Annotated in this window: 12 protein-coding genes, 3 tRNA genes and 1 pseudogene; 7 read left to right on the forward strand and 9 right to left on the reverse strand. The window is 73.6% G+C overall.

Features of this window, described 5'->3' with window-relative positions; genetic code table 11:
* Positions 1–7: 7 nt before the first annotated feature.
* Positions 8–1,438, reverse strand: a complete 1,431-nt coding sequence (locus ACIBW6_RS14170; protein WP_399059555.1) for an FGGY family carbohydrate kinase — start codon at positions 1,436–1,438, stop codon at positions 8–10.
* Between the two features lie 72 nt (positions 1,439–1,510).
* Positions 1,511–1,813 carry a YtxH domain-containing protein gene (locus ACIBW6_RS14175; protein WP_399059556.1) on the reverse strand — a complete coding sequence of 101 codons (303 nt, stop codon included), beginning with the start codon at positions 1,811–1,813 and terminating at the stop codon, positions 1,511–1,513.
* Between the two features lie 145 nt (positions 1,814–1,958).
* Here ACIBW6_RS14175 and ACIBW6_RS14180 point away from each other — a divergent pair.
* From ACIBW6_RS14180 to ACIBW6_RS14190, 3 genes are all read left to right on the forward strand, one after another.
* Positions 1,959–2,031: transfer RNA gene (locus ACIBW6_RS14180), tRNA-Asn, on the forward strand.
* A 5-nt stretch (positions 2,032–2,036) separates the two neighbouring features.
* Positions 2,037–2,109 (forward strand) — tRNA-Asn (locus tag ACIBW6_RS14185).
* A gap of 187 nt (positions 2,110–2,296) precedes the next feature.
* A tRNA-Ile gene (locus tag ACIBW6_RS14190) sits at positions 2,297–2,373 on the forward strand.
* Positions 2,374–2,593: 220 nt separating this feature from the next.
* Here the strand turns inward: ACIBW6_RS14190 and ACIBW6_RS14195 are convergent.
* The 5 genes and pseudogenes from ACIBW6_RS14195 to ACIBW6_RS14215 form a co-directional block, all read right to left on the reverse strand.
* Positions 2,594–2,956: a hypothetical protein gene (locus tag ACIBW6_RS14195; protein WP_399059557.1), complete on the reverse strand. Its 363-nt coding sequence runs from the start codon at positions 2,954–2,956 to the stop codon at positions 2,594–2,596.
* On the reverse strand, positions 2,943–3,524 hold the full coding sequence (locus tag ACIBW6_RS14200; RefSeq protein ID WP_399059558.1) for an Imm50 family immunity protein: 582 nt from the start codon (positions 3,522–3,524) through the stop codon (positions 2,943–2,945). The genes ACIBW6_RS14195 and ACIBW6_RS14200 overlap by 14 nt, the downstream gene beginning before the upstream one ends.
* Positions 3,445–8,139 (reverse strand): putative T7SS-secreted protein, encoded by a 4,695-nt coding sequence (locus ACIBW6_RS14205; RefSeq protein ID WP_399059559.1) that lies wholly within the window; start codon positions 8,137–8,139, stop codon positions 3,445–3,447. The genes ACIBW6_RS14200 and ACIBW6_RS14205 overlap by 80 nt, the downstream gene beginning before the upstream one ends.
* 256 nt (positions 8,140–8,395) lie before the next feature.
* Positions 8,396–9,871 carry a GAF domain-containing protein gene (locus ACIBW6_RS14210; RefSeq protein ID WP_399059560.1) on the reverse strand — a complete coding sequence of 492 codons (1,476 nt, stop codon included), beginning with the start codon at positions 9,869–9,871 and terminating at the stop codon, positions 8,396–8,398.
* Between the two features lie 480 nt (positions 9,872–10,351).
* Positions 10,352–11,383: pseudogene (locus tag ACIBW6_RS14215) on the reverse strand (rod shape-determining protein); the annotation flags it as partial.
* 337 nt (positions 11,384–11,720) lie between these two features.
* Between ACIBW6_RS14215 and ACIBW6_RS14220 the strand changes: the two are divergent.
* Both ACIBW6_RS14220 and ACIBW6_RS14225 read left to right on the forward strand, forming a co-directional pair.
* On the forward strand, positions 11,721–15,416 hold the full coding sequence (locus ACIBW6_RS14220) for a S8 family serine peptidase (protein ID WP_399059561.1): 3,696 nt from the start codon (positions 11,721–11,723) through the stop codon (positions 15,414–15,416).
* 554 nt (positions 15,417–15,970) lie between these two features.
* Positions 15,971–16,918 (forward strand): LLM class flavin-dependent oxidoreductase, encoded by a 948-nt coding sequence (locus ACIBW6_RS14225; protein WP_399059562.1) that lies wholly within the window; start codon positions 15,971–15,973, stop codon positions 16,916–16,918.
* A 215-nt stretch (positions 16,919–17,133) separates the two neighbouring features.
* Here the strand turns inward: ACIBW6_RS14225 and ACIBW6_RS14230 are convergent, their stop codons facing one another.
* Both ACIBW6_RS14230 and ACIBW6_RS14235 read right to left on the reverse strand, forming a co-directional pair.
* On the reverse strand, positions 17,134–18,474 hold the full coding sequence (locus ACIBW6_RS14230; RefSeq protein WP_399059563.1) for a carboxyl transferase domain-containing protein: 1,341 nt from the start codon (positions 18,472–18,474) through the stop codon (positions 17,134–17,136).
* Positions 18,467–19,924, reverse strand: coding sequence for an acyl-CoA synthetase (locus ACIBW6_RS14235; RefSeq protein WP_399059564.1), 1,458 nt, complete (start codon positions 19,922–19,924; stop codon positions 18,467–18,469). Before ACIBW6_RS14235 ends, ACIBW6_RS14230 begins: the two co-directional genes overlap by 8 nt.
* Before the next feature lie 161 nt (positions 19,925–20,085).
* Between ACIBW6_RS14235 and ACIBW6_RS14240 the strand changes: the two genes are divergently transcribed.
* A complete protein-coding gene (locus tag ACIBW6_RS14240) occupies positions 20,086–20,808 on the forward strand; it encodes a FadR/GntR family transcriptional regulator (RefSeq protein WP_399059565.1) in 723 nt (240 codons plus the stop codon).
* Between the two features lie 115 nt (positions 20,809–20,923).
* Positions 20,924–21,205 (forward strand): DUF4190 domain-containing protein, encoded by a 282-nt coding sequence (locus ACIBW6_RS14245; protein WP_399059566.1) that lies wholly within the window; start codon positions 20,924–20,926, stop codon positions 21,203–21,205.
* Positions 21,206–21,276: the final 71 nt, after the last annotated feature.

Genomic DNA, 21,276 nt, shown 5'->3' on the forward strand with positions numbered 1-21,276 from the left:
GGCCGGGCTACGAGAACGCCCCGGGGTGGATCTGCTCCCGCACCGCCCGGTACTGCTGGCGCACAGCCTGCCCCACCGGTGCCTCCTCACCCGCCTCGAAGACCTGTGCGGCCGCGCCCTGCCACTGCGGCAACTGCCCGCTCAGCGCCCACGCGGCCTGCCGGGCCGCGCCGATCGCCGCGTAGTCGGCGGGCTGCGGCACCACGACCTGCGCCCCGAAGAGCATCGGCGCCACGGCCTGCACGGCGTGCAGCTCGGCGGCGGCCCCGAGCAGGAAGACCCGCCGGATCTCGACCCCGCGCCCGCGCAGCACGTCCATGGCGTCCGCGAGCCCGCAGACCATGCCCTCGAAGGCGGCCCGCGCCAGGTGCTCCGGCCGCATCGACTCCCGCCGCAGCCCGCTGAGCGTCCCGGCGGTGTGCGGCAGCTGCGGCGTCCGCTCGCCCTCCAGATACGGCAGGAGTACGAGCCCGTGGGCGCCCGGCGTCGACTTCATGGCCAGCTCGGACAGCTCCTCCAGGCCGCCGTCCAGGCCCAGCATCTCGGCCGTCCCGCGCAGCGCCCGCACGGCGTTCGACGTATGGACGACAGGCAGGTGCAGGCCGGTCGCGTCGGCGAGGGAGGTGATGGCGCCGCCGGAGTCGGCCAGCGCCTCGTGGTGCACGGCCATCACGGACCCGGACGCGCCGAGCGAGACCACCGCGTCCCCGGCCCGCACGCCGAGCCCGAAGGCGGCGGCCATGGTCTCGCCGGTACCGGCCGAGATGATCAGCCCTTCCGGGGTGGTCCCGGCCGCCTCGCCCGGGCCGAGCACCTCCGGCAGGAGGGCCTGCCGGCCCAGCGCCAACTCCACGAGATCGGGCCGCCAGGAACCGGAGGCCGCCGACCAGTACCCGGTGCCGGAGGCCCCGCCGCGGTCCGTGGTGCGCCGCGCGGGCCGGCCGAGGAGCTGCCAGACCAGCCAGTCGTGGGCCTGGAGCAGCACCGCGACACGCTGGGCCTGCTCCGGCTCGGTCCGCGCCAGCCACCGCAGTTTGGCCACGGGCTGCGCCGCCTGCGGGACGCACCCGACGGCCTCGGCCCACGCCTCGCGCGAGCCGAGCCGGTCGATCAGGTCCGCGGCGGCCGCCTGCGCCCGCTTGTCGCCGCCGACCAGCGCGGGGCGCACGGTGTTGCCCTGGGCGTCCAGCGGCACCAGCGCGTTCTGCTGCGCGGAGACCCCGATGGCCTGGACGCCTTCGAGGAGTCCGCCGCCCGCGGCCTCGCCCAGCGACAGCAGCCAGGCCTGGGGGTCGACGTCGGAGGGCCGCCCGCCGCCCTCCACCGGGTCCAGCGGATGCGGGGCGTACCCCTGCCGCAGCACGGCTCCGGTGTCGGCGTCACAGACCACAATGCGCGTGAAATCGGGCGAACTGTCCAGCCCGGCGACTATCCCCATGACGGAAAGTCTGCCGCACCGCCGAAGAGTCGCGCACCGCGGCTCGCGCCGCGGCCTGTGCGCCCCGCCGCGTCAGGTGTTGCTGGTGCCCCAGTCGTCGCTCTCGGCCGGGCCGCCGCGCTCCCGCAGCGAGCGGACCCGGCCCGCCACCGACTCCGGGACCCGGCCCTCGACCTTCTCGCTCACCGACTGGAAGGCCTTGCCCGCGTAGGTCCTGGTCTGCTGCGCCGCGGACTCCGCGGTGTTGCGCACGGCGGGGTTCTGGGCGACCTCGCGAGCGGTCTTCTTCAGCTTCTCGTACCTCTCGCGCCCGGCGCGCGTCCCCAGCACGTAACCGAGGGCCAGACCGGCGATGAATGTGAGCCGGTAGCGCATGACGGCCACCCTTCCGTAGCTAGTCGTGATCACTGAGGGGATACCGATTGGCGGAGCACCCCCCTGCTTGCGCTAATGTATGTGTCGCAGCGAGCGCCCGCCGCCTGGCAAGTACCCAGGTAGGTGCGTTCGAAGCAATGATCGATCCCCTGTAGCTCAATTGGCAGAGCAGCCGGCTGTTAACCGGCAGGTTACTGGTTCGAGTCCAGTCGGGGGAGCTCGGTCTCCTGTAGCTCAATTGGCAGAGCAGCCGGCTGTTAACCGGCAGGTTACTGGTTCGAGTCCAGTCGGGAGAGCAGCGGGACGAGCCCTCCGGAGACCCTCCGGAGGGCTTTTTCCTGTCTCTTCCCTGCCTGGTGGAACCGCGTGCGCGCCCGCGGAGTCCTCAAGGTCGTGCAGAGCCGGACCATTCGAGGCAGGAGATCGTATGAGCGGCTATGCTGCGGCAGACGGCGCGCACATTTGTGCGCGGCGCGCCGTAACGGGGCGGTAGCTCAGCCGGTTAGAGCAGCGGACTCATAATCCGTCGGCCGTGGGTTCGAGTCCCACCCGCCCCACCAGTCATGTGGCGCAGAAACGATGCGACCAGGACGTACGTAACCTGATGGGCCGTCACGGAAACGGTGGCGGCCCTGTTGTCACCCGATCGGCGTGGGGGTGGTGGCCGGCACGGCTTCGTGCCGTGGGCACCCTGGGCGACCGGGATCGTCGTCCGGTCCTCCGCGGGGGCGAGCCCGTGACTGGTCGCTCGCAGGGCTCGCCGCGCCGCGGGGAGGTCGCTCAACCGTGCGCCGCTGCCAGGAAGTCACGTTCACGGGACAGGACGACGCCGGCGGCGCGGAACCGCAGCGACGATCCGTCGGAGGAAGCCGACACCTGGACCGTGCCGTCAGCTGCTCTGTCGACGTGGACGTCCTTGCGGCCCGGGGCGCCCCAGCCCCGCACCCGCACATCCCGTACCTCAGGGAAGCGCAGAAAGAACTCGACGCCTTCGGTGCCGTCCACACGGGAGAACCCAAGGGTGGCGGAGCGGCCTCGTTCGTCGAAGTGAACGTAGAAGAGGTCGCTTTGGCTCAGGACGTCGTGCGCGCACAGTGCCGGGATGTCCGGATTGCTGTCGGCGGCGCCCTCAGAGGTTTTCATAGAAGGTCTTCTCGCTCGGGTCGGGAACAGTGCTGTGGAGCCTGGCGTCGAGTCTGCTGCGGAATTGGTGTGGCCCGCTGTCCGAGCCTTCCGGGCCGGCCTGGAATCCGCTGACGTGGCCGACGAGTACATCGGCACTTCCGCTGAAGCGGAGGAAGCCGGAATTCTCGCCCTGGGACACCGCGACCCGAATCCGGTGCCGGCTCTCGCTGAGTGTTTCCAGCTCGAAGGAGACGGGCGGGCCGGGCTCCCAGGCGTCCAGCTCCAGATCCTCCACGGCGAGGAACTGGAGCTGTCCCTGCACCGTGTCGACGCCCGCGGCTGCCCAGTCCTCCGGCAGCGGCAAGGGCGGCGCGGGCAGATCCAGCCGCAGAGTCACGCTGGGTCCGTGCCAGTCGAGGTGGACGGACCGGAGTCGGACGGCGCTCAGGTCCAGGGGGGCGGATCCGTACAGCGGAGCAAGGACCTCGCTGTTCCGGGGGGAGAGGCTAGCGGTCATAGTAATAGTGTTCCTCACACCCGGGGACCTGGCCGTTGCGGGTGTTCTCGAACGGGCGCACGTGGACATGCGCGGGCTGATATCCGGGCTCTCCCGGTTTCTGGTGGCCGAACCAGTGGTCCTGGTAAACGATCAGGTCATTCCCATTGGGGTGTTCGTACACCTCCTCGCGGTAGTAGATCGGCTGGTGGTCGTCGCCCATCAGTTGCTTTCCGCCCTGCCATTCCGGAGTGGTGGCGGGGACATGCGTGCGGACTTCGAGCGGGGGAGTTCCCTCTGGAATTCCGGCGTCCCGGAGCGCATCCCGTTTCGCGCCCTCCAGGTCCCGGCCGACCGGTTTGTTGTGAAGGTAGTCGTCCGGGGCCAGACCCAGCGGGTCGCACGAGGTGCCCGGGGTGGCGACGTACGTCGCGGCGTTGGGCGCGGGAGCGAGGCCGAGCGGGTCCGTGCTGAGGTAACGGGCCGTCTCCGGGTCGTAATGGCGGAAGTAGTTGTAGTGGAGCCCGGTCTCGGGGTCGTAGTACTGGCCGGGGAAGCGGAGCGGGGTGTAGGTGGTGGCGTCGGCGTTCCAGGTGGTGGTGCCCCAGAGGGTGGTGCGGGTGTGCCAGGCGAGGTCGCCGTCCTCTCCCACGAGTTCGCGTGGGGTGCCGATGAGGTCGGTGACGATGGCGAAGAAGCGGGAGTCGATCTCCCGCTGTGGGGCGTCGGCCGTGGTGACGCGTTCGGTCTGGGTGATGGGGTGGAGGCCGCGGTGGTCCCAGGTGAGCGTGACCGGGTTCGGGGTCTCCGGTGCCACCGTGGTCTGTTCGCAGAGGGTGGTGCCGTCCCAGGTGAAGGTGACCAGTTCGGTCACCGTGGTGCCGTCCGGGGACATGCGCCGTTTTGAGGTGCGGCGGCCGAGGGGGTCGTAGGTGTAGCGCCAGACGGTGCCGTCGGGGGTGGTGACCTGCGTCAGGCGGTCCTCCGGGCCCCATGTGTAGCGCCAGGTGTCGGGTCCCCGGGAGAGGCGGGTCTTCTGGCGGAGGGTGACGCGGCCGAGCGGGTCGTGTTCGTAGCGGACGGAGCCGGCGCGGGTGATGCGGGTGCCGGTGTAGGTGCGCTCGCCGGTGGCTTCGTGGCCGGGGTGGGCGGAGGGCCAGGAGGCCGTGGTCTGGTTGCCCGCGGCGTCGTAGGCGTAGCTCTCGGTCCAGTTGGAGGCGTGGACGGCGGTGACGCGGCCTGCCGGGTCCAGAGTGAAGGTGCGGGGGCCGCCGAGGTGGTCGTCGAGGGCGGTGAGATTGCCGTCGGCGCGGTAGGTGTAGGCCCGGCGTTGCAGGTTCCGGCCGTCCGCCGTCGCTGTCTGGGTGGCGAGGCGGCCCATGGGGTCGTAGGTGTTGCTGAGGGTGAGGAAGTCGCCCACTGCGCGAGTGAGCTCGCGGCCGGCGCCGTCGTAGGCGACGTCGACCTGGCGGCCGGAGACGACCAGGTCCGTCCGGCGGCCTGCCGCGTCGTAGCTCCAGGTGGTGCGGGCGCCGGTGGGGGTGGTGCGGCCCGTGGGGCGGCCGAGTTCGTCGTGGTCGTAGGTGAGGGTGCGGTCGTCGACGGTCTCGGTGCGGACCCGTCCGTACTGGTCGCGGACGATGGTCAGGCGGGTGCCGTCGGGACCCGTCGCGTCGGCCAGTCGGTCGGTGAGGTCGTAGGCGAAGGTGGTGACCTGGCCCGCGGCGTTCTTGCGGGTGGGGCGTCCCAGTTCGTCGCGTTCGAACGTGGTCGTCTCGTCGAGCGCGTTCGTGCGGCGGACGAGCTGGTCCGCGGAGTCGTAGCCGTAGGCGAGGGTGCGGTCGTCGAAGTCCGTCTCGGAGATGAGGCGGCCGGCCGGGTCGTAGGCGTAGTCCCAGGTCAGGCCCTGGGGGTTGGTGACGCGGGTGAGGCGGAGTTCGGCGTCGTGGGTGAACTCGTGGCGGACGCCGTCGGGGGTGGTGCGCGCGGTGAGGAGGTCGAAGTGGGTGTACTCGAAGCGGGTGACGCCCCCGACGGGGTCGGTGTGGGTGGTGCAGTTGCCCTCGCCGTCGTACGTCCAGGACTCCACGGCGCCGTCGGGCGAGGTGCGGCGGGCGAGCCTGCCCTCGGTCGTCCATTCCAGGCGGGTGGTCAGACCCGTGGGGTCCGTCATCGTGGCCGGCCGGCCGAACGCGTCCCGCTCGTAGCGGGTCACGGCGCCGAGCGGGTCGGTGATCCGGACCGGCAGGCCCGCTCGGTCGCAGTGGACCGTCGTCACGTGGCCGAGCGGGTCGGTGACGGAGGTGAGGCGGCCCGCCTCGTCGTGCGTGAAGCGCGTCGTGTGCCCCGCCGGGCTCGTGCTGGTGAGGCGGTTGCCGCGGGCGTCGTAGGTGTGGCGGGTGGTGTTCCCGTCCGTGCCACGGATCCGGGTGAGGCGGCTGAAGGAGCCGTACTCCGCCGCCACCGCGCGGCCGTCGGCGCGGGTCACCGAGACCATGTTGCCCGTCTCGTCGTACGCGCACGACGTCATGCGTCCCAGCGGATCCGTCCGCGTCAGCACCCGCCCGAACCGGTCCCGCGTGAAGCGGGTGACATGCCCCAGCGGGTCGGTCTCCGCGACGACCTGGTCCGCGGCGTCGATCAGGTAGCGGCGGGTGTGCCCCTCACCGGTGGTGGCCGTCGTGACGCGGTGGCCGGTCTCCGGGTCGACCTCGTCGTACGACACGCGCAGCGCCATGTGACCGGCTTCGCCGCCCTCGGCGACGCAGCGGTCCTTGTCGTCGTACGCGTAGGTGTACGAGCGGTCGTTGCTGTCGGTCCAGGACGTGACGCGGCCGCGCTCGTCGTAGGTGAACGTCAGCGGCCGGCCGGCGGAGTCGATCACCTGGGTCAGGTCACCGGACCCGGAGTAGGCGTAGCGCTTGATCAGCTGGTCCGTGCCGTCGGGGGCCGCGCCTGCCAGGGACAGGGCGGTGACCCGCTCGTCCTGGACGGTGAGGGTGAGGCGGTAGCCGCCGGAGGACGTGAGCGCGAGCGGAGTGCCGTCGGGGGCGTGCTCGAAGGCGATCCAGTTGCCGTTGCGGTCGTCGGTCTGCTCCAGGACGGCCCGGTCCGGCGTCCGGTCGGCGAAGTGCCAGGTGCGGCCGGTGTGCGGGTCGGTGACCGTGTACCCCTCGTCGACCCGGTCCAGCGGCCAGCGGCGCGGCCCGTGGGCGGGGAGCGTCGGGACGCCGGGCGCGGGGTGCGGATAGGTGAGGAGCAGTCCGTCCTCGGTGACGAAGATGACGCCTTCGGCGTCGATCTCCAGGCGCTGGTCGAGCGTCGAGAGCCAGGAGGGGCCGAACCAGCGGCCCAGCCGCGACCCCGACTCCAGACGGCGGCTGAAGACCAGCGGCAGCGTGCCGGGGAGCGTCACATCCGTCTGCGGCAGATACATCCTGCCGCTGACCAGGTCGATGGGGTCGCTGGGGTCGTCCTCGTACTTCTTCGGCGGTTCCTCGGTGTGGGCGTGCGGTTCCTTCGTCGCCGTCCTGCGGGCGACGTTCTCGCCCTCGCGGATCGCCGCCCGCTCGGTGCTCCGCACTCCCAGCCGGATCCCGCTCCGCGCAAGGCCCGCGCCCTTCGTCCCGATGAGTTCGGGCAGGAGGCGGCCGACGAATTCGGAGGGGTCTTTCTTGAAGCCGTCGACGGCGGCGGTGACGATGCGTTCGGGGTGGGCGGCGGTGGAGACGAGGCCGGAGAGCGTCATGGAGACGTTCTGCATGTACGCGGCCGGGTGGGTGAGGTTGTAGGGGTCGGTGGGGTTGAGGCCGCGGGCGAAGTTGACCAGGCCCGCGGTGCCTTTGACGGCGCCGCCGACGACGTGGGTGAGTTCGGTGTTGACGGCCTGGTAGCCGTCGACGAGGTTGTTGCCGAGCCGGTCCAGGGGCGGGGGCTCGGCCGGGGCGTGCGCGAGGGCGGCCTTGACCTTGCCCTGGGCGTCGGAGGCGGCCGTGTTGCGCTGCTTGCGGGCCTCGGCGAGGGTCTCGTGGGCCTTCTTGATGTCGGCCTTGCCGGGGTCCTGGAACGGCTCGGGTTTCGGGCCGGGATCCTCGTTGGCCTTGATCTTGCCGTTGTAGGCGTCGACCTTTTTGTTGTAGGCGGAGACCGCGTCCTCGGAGGCCTTCGTGCCCTTCTTGTAGAGCTCGACGGCGTCCTTCGCCTTGCCCTGCGCCCACTTGACGGTGTCCGCGTACGCCTCCAGCGCGCCGGCGGCCTTGTCGCAGGCGTCGGCGGCCTGGGCCCACTTGGTCGGGTGCACGTCGAACTTCTTGCGGAACGCGTCGCCGCCCTGGCCCGCCCAGCCGGAGGAGTCGACCTTGCGCATCCCGGAACTGACGTGGTCGAAGGCGGTGTGGAAGTCCTTCAGGTGCTTGGCGGACTCGCGGATCTTGTCGGGGTTGCCGTGGACGAGCTCGTTTGCCTCTTCGGTCTGGCCGAGTTGCTGCTCGCCGGGGGTGGCGCCGAGGTCGGAGGCGACGTCGTCGCCCCAGTCCTCGACGGCGTCGGCGGCACCGTGCGCACCGACGTAGTCCAGCCCGTCGCCGATCTTGTTCGTGCCCCAGTCGACGCCTTCGCCGACGAGCTTCTTGCCCGCGTCGATCCCGTCTTCCAGCTTGCCGAGACCGGAGTTGGCCGCGTCCTTGAGATCACCGAGGAGTCCCATGGCTACTCGCCCCCGCCCCTGGTGCTGCCCGGCCGACGTGGCGGGTCGCTCACCTCGGCGTCTTCGGAGAGGCGTGATCTGGTGATGTTCCGCGGCTCGTCCGCCGCACCCCCGTGCTCAGACATGCCAGCCATCATGACCAGGCCACTTCGCGAACCACAACATTCCTGCGTCACACCTTTGTCACGGGTGTGGTCGCGCGACTACTTCCGGGGCTCCGTCGAGCGGCCCCGGCGCGCGGGGTGGCCGTGAGGTCTCACAGCGGGGAGTGCCAGGTCGTCGGTGCCGTCTCCTCCGTTGCTTCCCGGGTTCCGTCGTCCGCCACTGTCAGCCGTACCCCGGTGCTGCCGTCCGGCAGGGGCGCGCGGGTGTCGACGGTGACGTCGATGCGGGAGATCCCGGTGCGGCGCGACGCTGTCGCCAGGGCGCGTCGCAGCCGGGTCAGGAGGCGGTGCTGGGTCGTGTCGTCGAGCGCCGCCTCGACCGGGCCGGTGAAGTGGACCGAGGGGGCGAAGCCGAGGATCGCGGCGGCGCCCGCCGTCTCGCGCAGGACCTTGCCGCGGAAGGTGGTGGGGGCGTCGGCGGGGGGTTGCTGGAGGGCGAAGATCGTGGTGCGCACCTCCTGGATCGTCGACTCCAGCTCGTCCACCGCGTGCGTCAGCGTCTCCCGCACGTCCGGCGCCCGGGTGCGGCGCTGCGTCGATTCGAGCATCATGCCCGTCGCGAACAGCCGCTGGACGACCAGGTCGTGCAGGTCGCGGGCGATCCGGTCGCGGTCCTCGAAGACGGCGAGCCGCTCGCGGCCCGCCTGCGCCTCCGCCAGGACCAGCGCGAGCGCCGCCTGTGTGGCGAACTGCGTGGCCAGCAGATGGTCGACGGAGGTGTAGGGCCGCGCGCCGGGGCCGCGGGGCAGGGCCAGCGTGCCGATCAGCCGGCCGGCGGCCTGGAGCGGCAGCATCATGCTCGGGCCGAAGCGGGAGCGTACCTCGGTCGTCATCCGCGGGTCCGTCGCCGAATCGGCCACGAAGACGGGCTCCCCGGTCAGCAGCTGGGCCAGGACCGCGCTGCCGGGCTGGATCGTCGCGCCGAGCAGGGTCGCCGGGTCGTCCGTCGTGGCGGCCGCCACGATCTCCATGCCGCCCTCCTCCGTGGGCTGCAGGACCACCCCGGCCTCGGCTCCGGCGAGCAGCCTCGCCCGCTCCGCGACGGTCGTCAGGGCGTCCGCGGGGCGGCCGGTGAGCAGCGCCGTGGTCACCGCGGCGGCGCCCTCGATCCAGCGCTCACGCTGCTTCGCGGTCTCGTACAGCCGGGCGTTGCCGATGGCGATGCCCGCCTGGGTGGCGAGGATCCGCGCCAGGTCCAGGTCGTCGTCGGTGAAGCCGCCGGGGCCCGCGGCGGGCGGCTTCCCGGTGAGGCGCAGCCGCCCGAAGACGGTCTGCTGGACGTGGACGGGGACGGCCAGGGTGTCCGGGGCGTGGACGACCGCGTCCGGGTCCTCGTCGGGCGGCAGACCGGGCGGGGCCGCGCCCGTGCCGACCGCCTCGACGAGGCCGCCGTGGCCCGGGTCGAGGACGGCGAGGACACCGTGCCGGGCGCCGGTCAGGGCGACGGCGCTGTCCACCAGCTGTTGCAGGGTGGGGCGCAGTTCGAGCTCCGAGCCGACGTCCAGCACGGCGTCGAGGAGGACGGAGAGCCCGGCGGGGGCGCTGGGTTCGCGCGCTGCCGCGGTCATCGTGGGTGTGCCCCCTCCTGTGTGATCGCGTTCGGGGTCGCGGTTGCGTACGCGGTTGCGGTTGCGGTTGCGTACGCGGTTGCGGCCGGTGCCGGTAACGGTGCCAGTGCCGGTGGCGGTGGCGGTGGCGGTGCTGGTGCCGGCGCCCTACCCGTTCCCGTACGGGGTGCCGGGCGCCCGTGCCCGTACAAGGACGTTCGTGCCCGTACAAGGGGCCCGTGCCCGTGTCGGTGTCGGTCAGCCGGTCGGCGGACCGGCGGGCGGACCGGCGGGCGGACCGGTCGGCGGACCGGCGGGCGGACCGGCCGGGGGAGCGGCGGGCGGACCGGCCGGGGGAGCGGCGGGCGGACCGGCCTGCGGACCGGCCGGTGTCCCAGCCGGCGGACCGGCCGTCATACCGACCGGCGCATCGGACGTCGCCCCGGCCTCGGCCCCGGCCTCCGCCTTCGCCCCGGCCTCCGCCTCGGGCCGCAGGGCCGCGGCCGACGGGTCCAGGACCATCGGTTGGATCCTGCCCTCCATCATCGTGCCGAGCCCCTGCACCGCGCACACGTCGGGGCGTTCGGCCGCCCGTACCGGCATGCCGGTCGCCTCGCTCAGCATCGCGTCGAGACCGGGGAGCCGGGCCGAGCCGCCGACCATCATGATGCCGCGCTCCGCGAGGTCGGCGACGAGGTCGGGCGGGCAGTCGCGCAGCACCTTGCTGATGCCGTCGAGCACCGCGGTGAGCGGGGCGTGGATGGCGTCGCGGACCGCCGCCGTCTCCACGTGCACCGAACGGGCCCGCCCCGTCGTCGCGTCCCGGCCGTGGACCTCGGTGCGGTCCGGGCCCTGGGTGGTCAGGCCGTTGCCGCTCAGGGTGACCTGCAAGGGCCGTACGGTCTGCGAGGGGAGCATCAGCGCGTGCTGCTGGCGCAGGTGCTGGATGACCGCGTGGTCGATGGCGTCGCCGCCGACCGGGACCCGGATCGCCGTCACGATGGAACCCATCGAGAGCACCGCGATCTGCGTGGTGGCCGTGCCGCTCACGATGATCATGCTGGCTTCCGGCTGTTCGACCGGCAGGCCGCAGCCGACGGCCGCCGCGACGAGGGTGTCGACGCACTCGACGCGGCGCGCGCCGAGCCCGACCAGGGTCTCGATCATGGCGCGCCGGGCCAGCGGGTCCATGTCGTGCGGGGTGCAGACCGCCGCGCGCAGCCGGGGCTTGCGGCGCAGGGTGCGCCGGAGCTTGTCGCCGATCAGGTGGCGCAGCATCCGCTGGGCCATGTCGATGTCGACGACGCAGCCGCCGGAGACGGGGCGCACGACGCGGATGTGGGCCGGGGTGCGGCCGGTCATCTTCTCCGCGAGTTCGCCGACCGCGATCAGGGCGCCGGTGCGGGTGTTGACCGCCGCCGCGCTCGGCTCGTCGACGACGAGGCCGACCCCCTTCACATAGACGCGGGTGCGGGCGGCACCCAGGTCGACGGCGAAGTGGCAGCGGACCAGCTGCTCCAGACTGACGGTCATGGCAGATCCTCCCGAGAGCGCAGACCGTGGGCGGACCGCGACTGCGGCCCTCTTGGCATCGTGTGCGCGGGAGGGGGAGCGCGCGCGCTGGGATGGGCCGGGCGGGGCGGGGCCGGACAGGTGAATTCGACCGCGGCGGTCTGACGACTCGTCATGAGTTGTACGTGGTCACCGGCCTGACTGGGCGTCCGGTGCGGGATGGCCGTGCCCGCCTGGCGGGAACGTGCCAGGGCAGCTTCCCGCCAGCTCCCGTCAACTCACCTGTAACAGATGCGGCTTGAGACTCTTCCCAGCACTCGGGTGACCCCCGACCCGGGGCCTACGGAGAGAGGCGACGATGACCAGAGGACCTGGCGCGAGACGCGGCGCGGCCCTGCTGTCGGCCGGCATCGCGTTCGCGCTGCTGCCCGCCGGTGGCGCGCAGGCCGCCCCCACGGCCGTACCGAAGGCGACCGGGGCCGCGGCCGCCGCGCACACCGTGACCCTGGTGACCGGCGACAAGGTGACCGTGACCGAGCTCGGCGGCGGCAAGAAGGCCGTCACCGTCGACCGGGCGAAGGGCGCGACCGGCGCCGTGCGCACGCAGGTGGCGCACGGCCACGTCCGCGTGGTGCCCGACGAGGCCCGGCCCTACCTGGCCGCGGGCACCCTCGACGCGCGCCTGTTCGACGTCAGTGAGCTGATACGGCAGGGCCTCGCGGACGGCAAGGCCGACGCGACGCCCCTCATCGTGACCTACGGAACCAAGGCTGCCCGCGACGCCCGGGCCGTCCCGAAGGGCGCCGAGCGCACCCGCGCCCTCCCCAGCATCGGCGGCGCCGCCCTCGACGCGGACAAGGGGCGCGCCTTCTGGGACGCGGCCACCGCCGGGCAGGGACGTGACTTCGCCGGGCAGGGGCGGGGCTTCGCCGGCGGCATCGGCAAGGTCTGGCTCGACGGACTCGTCAAGGCCGACATGGCCGCGAGCAACGAGCAGATCGGCACCCCGAAGGCGTGGGAGGCGGGGCTCACCGGCAAGGGCGTGAAGGTCGCCGTCCTCGACACCGGCTACGACCCCGCCCACCCCGACCTCGCCTCCCGGGTCACCGCGTCGAAGTCCTTCATCGAGGGCGAGGAGGTCGCCGACCGCGACGGCCACGGCACCCACGTGACGTCGACCGTCGGCGGCTCCGGCGCCGCCTCGGACGGCAAGGAGAAGGGCGTCGCGCCGGACGCCACGCTCGCCGTCGGCAAGGTGCTCAGCGACGAGGGCTCCGGCACCGAGTCGCAGATCATCGCCGGGATGGAGTGGGCCGCCAAGGACATCAAGGCCAAGGTCGTCTCGATGAGCCTCGGCTCGCAGGAGGCCAGCGACGGCACCGACCCGATGGCCGCCGCCGTGAACTCCCTGTCCGCGCAGACCGGCGCCCTGTTCGTCATCGCCGCCGGGAACACCGGCGCGCCCGGCTCCATCGGCTCGCCGGGCGCCGCCGACGCCGCGCTGACCGTCGGCGCCGTCGACGCCGCCGACCGGGCCGCCTACTTCACCAGCCAGGGCCCGCGCCTCGGGGACGACGCCCTCAAGCCGGACGTCTCCGCGCCGGGCGTGGACATCCTGGCCGCGCGCTCCTCGCTGGCCGCGGGCGACGGCGCGTACACCGAGATGAGCGGCACGTCGATGGCGACGCCGCACGTCGCCGGGGTCGCCGCGCTGCTCGCCCAGGAACACCCCGACTGGACCGGCGCGCAGCTCAAGGACGCCCTGATGTCCAGCAGCACCACTCTGGACGCCTCCGCCTACGAGCTGGGTGCGGGCCGGGTGAGCGTGCCCGACGCGATCGGCGCGCGGATCACCGCCACCGGCAGCGCCGACCTCGGCTCCTACACCTGGCCGTACGAGGACAACACGCCGGTGACGAGGACCGTCACCTACCGCAACTCCGGCGATGAGCCGGTGGAGTTGAGCCTGGCCGTGCAGGGCGCCGCCGACGGCGTCGCCACGCTCGCCGACACCACGCTGAACGTCCCCGCGCACGGCAGCGCGGCCACCACCGTCACCGGCGACGGCGGCCGGGCGCCCGTCGGCAACACCAGCGGGCGGATCGTCGCCAGCGCGGGCGGGAAGCCGGTCGCCCACACGGCGTTCGGACTCGTCAAGGAGGAGGAGCGGTACACGCTGACCGTCCACGTCAAGGACCGGTCCGGGGCGCCGAGCGCCGCCTCCCTCGGCGTGCAGCAGCTCACGGCGGGCACCGACCCGTTCCCGGCCACCGTCGGCGAGTCCGGCACGCTGCGGCTGCGGCTCAAGCCCGGCTCGTACTACCTGGAGTCCTACCTCGACGTGCGCGGCAGCCACGGCAAGGACTCGCTCGGGCTCGGCTACCTCGCCGACCCGCAGGTCAGGCTCGACCGGGACCGTGAGATCACGCTCGACGGGCGGCAGTTGAAGGAGATCACCGCCGACGTCGGACGCACCACGCAGACCCGGCAACTCGTCATGGAGGCCGACCGGCAGGCGAACGGCGCCGACTACATGAGCGCCGTGCAGCTGCCGGTGACGTACGACAGTGTCTTCGCCGCGCCCACCCACAAGGTGAGCGACGGCAGCTTCGCGTACCGGACCGTGTGGCGGCTCGGCAAGCCCGTGCTCCAGGCCGACGGGGTGCGCGAGGCCACCATGCAGGCGGGCAGCACGCTCATCGAGGGCCGCAGCCGGCTGCGGGTCGTCGACGCGGGCGCGGGTGCTCCCGCCGACTACGCGGGCAAGGACGTGCGCGGCAAGGCCGTGCTGGTGCGCCGCGGTACGGCCCTCACCCCGGACCAGCTCGCCGGAGCGGCGCAGGACGCGGGGGCAAGGGCCCTGTTCGTCACCGACGACGAGGCCGGGCGGCTGAGCGCCTGGTTCGGGTCGGAGGACGGCAGTGACCGGCCGCTGCAGATCGCCTCCGTCGACGCGGCCGACGGCGCCGCGCTCGCCCGGCTCGCCGCGGCGGGCCGCAGCCTCACGATGACGGGCACCCGGTACACGCCCTGGGTGTACGACCTCACCGACGCGCACGAGGGAGGCGTGCCGAAGGGGAGCCTGCGGTTCGCGCCCGGCAAGCGCGACCTGGCCGTGCTGGACGCGCGGTTCCACGCGGTGAAGCCGCAGGACGGCGGCGAGTTCCGCTACTCGATCACCGACACCTTCCCCGTCGGCCTCGGCTTCCTGGAGCAGATCGCCTACCCCGCCGAGCGCACCGACTACGTCTCCACGGGCGCGGGCCAGACCTGGCACGAGTCCGTGCAGACCGGGCCGACCGACCTGGAGCAGCGCAGCGGCCTGGTCGCCTACCGGGGCGGTACGCACCAGGAGCTGGACTGGTTCAAGCCGGTCTGGCACCCGTGGCTGGGCAGCGGCCTCGGCTGGGGCCAGCAGCGCTCCGGCTCCACCTTGCAGTTCAACACGCCGGGCTGGGGCGACTCGGGGCCCGACCACACCGGCTTCGGTGACGCGTGGAGCAGCGAGACGAACGGCATGGACCAGTACACGTCCGTCGCCGTGGACGGGGTGCAGGTCGACCGGAAGAAGAGCTCCGGCGTGTACGTGTGGGACGCCGACCCGGCCGAGCACACCTACACGGTCGCCACGGACACCACGCTCGACCCCGCGCGCTGGGAACTGTCGACGAAGGGCCACGCCGAGTGGACCGTCAGGTCGGCGGCGACGCCGGACGACCGGTGGACCTACCTGCCGCTGATCAACCTCGGCTTCGACATCGACACCGATCTCGCGGGTGACGTCCGCGGCGGCCGGCGCGTCCCGGTCGGGATCTTCGGCGAGTACGTCAAGGACGCGTCCGGCACCGGCACCATCGGCGGCGGCAGGCTGGAGGTCTCCTACGACGACGGCGCGAGCTGGAAGCAGGTGGCGCTGAGCGGCCGGGGAGCCTCCTGGAAGGGCGGCCTGGACGTGCCGCGCGGCGCGCGGTACGTGTCGCTGCGCGCCTCCGCCAAGGACGACCGGGGCGGTTCCGTCACCCAGGAGATCATCAGGGCGGTGGGCGTCAGGTAGCCGTCACCCCTGCTGAGCAGGGAGACCGCGGGCCCGGCCCGGCGCGGAGCGGTTCCGCGCCGGGCCGCGGCGTGTCAAGGGGTGATACGCGCTCGTCCGGGATGCGGACTACGGCTTGTGGCGGCGACGGCGGCCCGGACAGGATGCGGGTATGGCCCCCGCCCTCGTCTCGCGCCGACACGTGGATCTGCTGCGTGTCGCGACGATGCTCTGTCGGGCCTCCGCGCGTCGCCGTCCGTCCGGCCGCTGAAAGACCGAGGTCGCCCCGGCTGCTGAAGGGCCTTGGCGGCTCCGGCTGTTCAAGGTCCGCGCTCGTCCCGGCTGCTGAAGAACCGTGGCCGCCCGGGCTGTTGCAGGTCCGCGGCCGTCCCGGCTCCTGACGGTCCGCGTCCCTTCGCGCGCTGCCGCGGAACCTGGGCCGGCCACCGGGCCATTGGGCCGCCGTGCCGAACGCCCGCTACTCCGACGGTATTTGACGCGCCGCCCGCACCCCTGTCGTCGCCGCCCGGGGTGCGCCCCCGCCCTTGCCACCCCGTCACAGGCCCGAGGTGCCCATGCCCGAGAACCACCCGCTGTTCCACTGGTCCCTGGCCGACGGAGAGGACCGGGCCGGCGCCGGCCGGCCCGTCCGCGTCGCGCGCGCCGCCGAACAGGCCGGATTCACCTCGCTGTGCACCCCGGCAGCGCCCGGCCGCGCCGACCCCTGGCACCTCGCGTCGGTCCTGGCCGGGCGGACCGAGCGCATCGGGTTCCTGGTGGGGGTCAGGGCGGGGGCCGTCAGCCCGACGCTGCTGGCCCAACAGGCCGACGCCTTCCGCCGGTTCACCGGCGGACGGCTGCGTCTGCACATCATCACGGCCACGGGCGGGGAGGCCGCGGAACCGCCGCCGGGCGGCGACCGGCCGACCCACGACCAGCGCTACGGCCGCACCGACGAGGTGATGGCCGTCCTGCGCAGGCTGCTGGACGGCGGGCGGGTCGACTTCCAGGGGCGGCACGTGCAGGTCGAGGGCGCGCGGCTGACCGGCCCCGCCGTCGAGCATCCGGTGCCGCTCTACCTGGGCGGGGTCTCCGGCACCGCCGAGAACCTGGCCGCCCGCCGCGCGGACGTGCACCTCATGGGGAGCGGGCCGGCCGAGCCCCCGGAGGCCGTCGCGGCGCGGGTCGCCCGGCTGCGCGGCCGCAACCCGGCCCTGCGCTGCGCCCTGCGGGTGCCCGTCGTCGGACAGGACCATGACGCGGCCGCCCGGCACCTGCACGCCTACTGTCGCTCGGGCGTCGACGAGTTCGTGCTCTCAGGGGGCCCGGACCCGGACGACGCCCTGCGGGTGGCAGGGGAAGTCCTGCCGCGGCTAGGGGAGTTGCTCGCGGCTGAAGGGGTACGCGGACATGCGACGGCGCCGCCTCCCCGTGGGACCGGGGAAGGCGGCGCCGCGTCGGCGTCCGACGCCGTTACACCAGCCAGCCGACGAAGTGGACGAGACCGGCGAGGATGTCGGTGAGCAGGTTCATGGTGATGCGTTCTCCTTGCGATGGTGCATGTGTGTGGGACCAACACCCCGGCCCTGTATGGGACAGGGGCCGGGTGCGCGTCAACTACGGTCTGCAGCCCGTTGCTTGCGCCCCGTAAGCATCGTTGGTCATCCGTGCCTCATGCAATTTCTGGCGCCACGATCACCTGTTCGCGGGAACACCTGCTCGCCTGTTCGTTTCCCGATCATGCCGGAGGCGGCTCCGCGATCCCGCGGACGACGCCGAGCTCCACCAAGTCCTGCGGCCGCAGCCCGAGTTGGTCGGCGGTCTGCGGCGCCCGGTCCGCGGGGCGCTTGAGGATCGCCGCGGCCAGCTCCGGCGCGATCACCGAGAAGTACGCGTCCGGGGCCACCCAGGTGCGGCCCGGCGCCGCCAGCGCCAGTGCGCCGCCCGAGCCGCCCTCGCCCACGACGAGCGTGGTGACCGGCACCGGCGCCTCGGCGAGCGCCAGGAACAGCTCGGCGATGGCCGGGCCCGCGCCCGCCCGCTCGGCCGCGTCCCCGCTCGCCGCCCCCGGGGTGTCGACGAGGGTGAGCACCGGGATGCCGAGCCGGCCCGCGAGCCGCAGCAGCCGGGTCGCCGTGCGGTACCCGGCCGGGGTGGTCGCCGTCCCGCACTGGGCCGCGTACGCGAGCGTCCGCCCCTCGCGCTCCCCGAATCCGCAGAGCATGCCGTCGTCGACCCCGCCCGCCCGGTCTCCGCGCAGCTCCTCCCGGTAGGTGAAGTAGGCGTCCAAGTAGGCCCCGGCGCGCGGCCGTCGCGGGGCGCGGGCCCGCTGGACCGCCTCCCACCCGGTGGCCGGCAGGTCGGTGCGGCCGAGCGCGTACGGGACCGGCGCGGGCGCCTCGGACGGCCGGGTCAGCAGCCGCAGCCTGCGGCCCAGCGCGGCGCGCAGCTCTCCGGGCGGCACGACCGCGTCGACGGCGCCCGCCCGCAGCTGCGCCTGCGCGGTGTACGCCGCCGGGTCCGCGTCCGGCGGGCGGACGCGCGAGCCCGCGAACCCGATCTGCGCGTCCGGCAGGGCGAGCGTCAGGTCGGCGCCCGCGCCCAGGGTGGCCCAGCCGCCGCCGGTCGTCGGATCGCGCACCACGGCGATCTGCGGCAGGCCCGCGGCCCGGGTCAGCGCCGACTGCCGGGCCACGCGCTGGAGCTGGGTCAGCGCGATCATGCCCTCCTGCATGCGGCTGCCGCCGGTGGCGACCACCGGGACCACCGGCAGGCGGTGCGCGCGGGCGTACGCGTGGGCCGCCTCGATGCGGTCGCCCGTCTCCTGGCCGAGGGAGCCGCCCAGGTAGCCGAACTCGAAGGCGATGACCACGGTGGTGGTGCCGCCGACCGCGGCGGTGCCGGTGACGACGGACTCCGACTCGCCGGTCCTGGCGGCCGCCCGCTGACGCGCGCCCGCGTAGTCGGGCCAGCCCAGCGGGTCGGGGCGCTCCGGCGGGGGCGGGAGCGGCAGGCCGCGGAAGGTGCCGGGGTCGCAGAGCGCGTCCAGGACGTCGCGGGCGCCCGTGCCGTCAGCCATCGGGGAGCGCCCGCTTCAGGATCTTGCCCATGTCGTTGCGGGGCAGCGCGTCGAGGTAGCGGACGGTGCGGGGCCGCTTGTGCGGGGCCAGGCGCGCGGCGACGTGGTCGGCGAGGGCTCCGGCGTCCGGCGGGTCGGCCGCGTCGTCCGGCACGATCCAGGCGACCACCCGCTCGCCGAGGTCGGCGTCGGGCGCGCCGGTGACGGCGGCCTCCTTGACGCCGGGGTGCTCCAGGAGCGCGTTCTCGATCTCGCCCGCGCCGATCTTGTGACCGCCGCTCTTGATGAGGTCGGTGGCCTTGCGCCCGATGATGCGGACGGAGCCGTCGGGGTCGCGCACCGCCATGTCGCCGGTGCGGAACCAGCCACCGGGCGCGAACGCCGCCGCCGTGGCGTCGGGCCGGTTCAGGTACTCCAGGAACAGGTTCGGCCCGCGGACCTGGATCTCGCCGACCGCCCCGGGCTCGCCGGCGGGCACCTCGGTCGTGCCGTCCTCCTCCGTCAGGCGCAGCTCCACCCCGGGCAGCGGCAAGCCCACCGTGCCGGGGCGGGGCTCGCCGTCCGCGCGCACGCTCGTGTTCATCAGGGTCTCGGTCATGCCGTACCGCTCGACGACGCGCTGCCCGGTCGCCGCGGTGATCCGCTCGTGGTCGTGGACCGGGAGCGCCGCCGAGCCGGAGACCAGCAGCCGGGCCGCGCCGAGCGCCGCGGCGAGCGCCGGGTCGGTGGGGAGCGCCTCGGCGATGCGGTGGTACATCGTGGGCACGCCGAAGAGCATCGTGGCGCCGGACGCCAGCTCGCGCGTCACGCCCTGCGGGTCGAACCGCCCCAAGTGGCGCACCGCGCCGCCCTGGCGCAGCGGGCCGACGATCCCCAGGATCAGACCGTGGACGTGGAACAGCGGCAGCCCGTGCACCAGGGTGTCCCGCTCCGTCCACCCCCAGGCGTCACGGAGCGCGTCGAGGGTCGCGGAGACGGCCCGGCGCGGCAGCACGGCGCCCTTGGGCGGGCCGGTGGTGCCGGAGGTGTAGACGACGAAGGCCGGGGCGCCGGGGTCGGCGGGCTCGTCCGGGAGTGCGGCGGGCGGCCCCGGCGCTGCCGCGACGGTGACGTCGATCCGCCGCAACGCGGCCAGCGCGGGCGGGAGTTCGGCCTCCGGCGCCGCCAGTACCGCGTCGGGGGCGCTGTCCGCCACGATGTGGCCCAGCTCGGCCGCGCCCGACTTCGGGTTGACCGGGACGGCGGCGGCCCCCGCGAGCAGCGCGGCGACCACGCCGACCGCCGTCTCCAGGGTCGGCGTCGCCCAGACGGCGACCCGGGCCGTGCCGGACAGCCGGCCCGCCAACGGGGCGGCGACCGCGGCCAGTTCGCCATAGGTCAGGGCGCGGTCGCCGAACCGCAGCGCCGGCCTGTCTGGGGGACCGGCCAGGGCCGGGAGGAGTCGGGACACGTGGACGCTCCTGATCGCATTGGTTCAGTGGCTGAGCCAATCCGAGCGTGCCGTCTGGCAGCCGTCCACGTCAAGGACGTACGCTGCCGGGCACACGACGCGCCACGGACGTACCCTGCCGGGCACACGACGCGCCACGGACCGGGTGAGGAAGGGCCGCCATGACCGACGCACTGCGGCCGATGACGGCCCGCCCGCGCCTGTACGAGCAGGTGCTCGACCGGCTGCGGACGTACGTCGCCGAGGGCGGCCTGCGCACCGGCGACCGGCTGCCGACCGAGCGGGACCTGGCGGCGCGGCTCGGGGTGAGCCGGGCCTCGGTCAAGCAGGCCATCGTCGTCCTGGAGGTGCAGGGCCTGGTGGAGGCGCGGCACGGCGGCGGTACGTACCTGATGCGCGACAGCCTCGACGACGTCGTGGTCGAGCCGGTCGAGAGCCTCGTCGCCCGCAAGAAGCGGCTGCCCGACGTGCTGGAGGCGCGGGAGGCGCTGGAGACGAAGCTGGCCGAGCTGGCGGCCGAGCGCCGCACCGACGCCGACCTGGCCGCCCTGCGCGCCGCCCTCGACACCATGGCGCGGGACATCGCGGCGGGTGGGCTCGGCATCGAGGGGGACCGGCTCTTCCACGCGGCGGTGACCGCGGCCGCGCACAGCGCTCTGCTCGCGGAGTTCATGCGGCAGATCGACGCGCCCGTCGCGGAGTCCCGCACCGAGTCGCTGCGCCAGCCGCGCCGGCCGGGCCGCTCGCTCGCGCAGCACCGGGCGATCCTGGGCGCGATCGAGGCCGGGCAGGGGCGCGGCGCGGCCGCGGCGATGCGCCGGCACGTCCGGTCGGTGGCCAAGGTGCGGCTCCTGGAGTGGGACCCGGACGCCACCGAGGCCTGAGCGAATCTCCAATTCCGCTTATTTTTCGAATAGTCGGCCGACTGCGCGCGGAATTCCGGGGCACCCGGAGGTGCGTAACGAAGTCCAGAAAAGCGACCTGCAAGGGGTGTGGACCATGTCGGCTTACGGTAGTCGTTCCGCTGCTTCCTCCGGTTCCCGGACGAACGGGCTCGCGATAGCCGGACTTGTCTGCGGCATCGTCGGTCTGTTCTTCCTGAGCTTCGTCCTGGGCCCGCTGGCGATCATCTTCGGCGCGATGGCGCTGCGCCAGAAGGCGGCCGGTGGCGGCGGAATGGCGAAGGCCGGGCTCATCCTCGGCATCATCGACGTGGTCCTCTTCATCGTCATGATGATTGTCGCGGCCAATGGCGGATTCAGCTGGTACGTCGGTGGCTGACGCCTGACAGGACGGGCGGGCGGGAATTTCACGTCGGCGGGGGAATGCGCGCGGATAGTGCGCGCATTCCC

The organism is Streptomyces sp. NPDC049813, assembly GCF_044465085.1.
Classification (GTDB): Bacteria; Actinomycetota; Actinomycetes; order Streptomycetales; family Streptomycetaceae; genus Streptomyces.

Coding starts and splice junctions, on each gene's coding strand:
- ACIBW6_RS14200 (WP_399059558.1), bottom strand. CDS start 3,524: ATGTCCACGTGCGCCCGTTCGAGAACACCCGCAACGGCCAGGTCCCCG.
- ACIBW6_RS14225 (WP_399059562.1), top strand. CDS start 15,971: ATGCCCGAGAACCACCCGCTGTTCCACTGGTCCCTGGCCGACGGAGAG.
- ACIBW6_RS14240 (WP_399059565.1), top strand. CDS start 20,086: ATGACCGACGCACTGCGGCCGATGACGGCCCGCCCGCGCCTGTACGAG.
- ACIBW6_RS14220 (WP_399059561.1), top strand. CDS start 11,721: ATGACCAGAGGACCTGGCGCGAGACGCGGCGCGGCCCTGCTGTCGGCC.
- ACIBW6_RS14195 (WP_399059557.1), bottom strand. CDS start 2,956: ATGAAAACCTCTGAGGGCGCCGCCGACAGCAATCCGGACATCCCGGCA.
- ACIBW6_RS14230 (WP_399059563.1), bottom strand. CDS start 18,474: ATGGCTGACGGCACGGGCGCCCGCGACGTCCTGGACGCGCTCTGCGAC.
- ACIBW6_RS14245 (WP_399059566.1), top strand. CDS start 20,924: ATGTCGGCTTACGGTAGTCGTTCCGCTGCTTCCTCCGGTTCCCGGACG.
- ACIBW6_RS14175 (WP_399059556.1), bottom strand. CDS start 1,813: ATGCGCTACCGGCTCACATTCATCGCCGGTCTGGCCCTCGGTTACGTG.
- ACIBW6_RS14205 (WP_399059559.1), bottom strand. CDS start 8,139: ATGGGACTCCTCGGTGATCTCAAGGACGCGGCCAACTCCGGTCTCGGC.
- ACIBW6_RS14170 (WP_399059555.1), bottom strand. CDS start 1,438: ATGGGGATAGTCGCCGGGCTGGACAGTTCGCCCGATTTCACGCGCATT.
- ACIBW6_RS14210 (WP_399059560.1), bottom strand. CDS start 9,871: ATGACCGCGGCAGCGCGCGAACCCAGCGCCCCCGCCGGGCTCTCCGTC.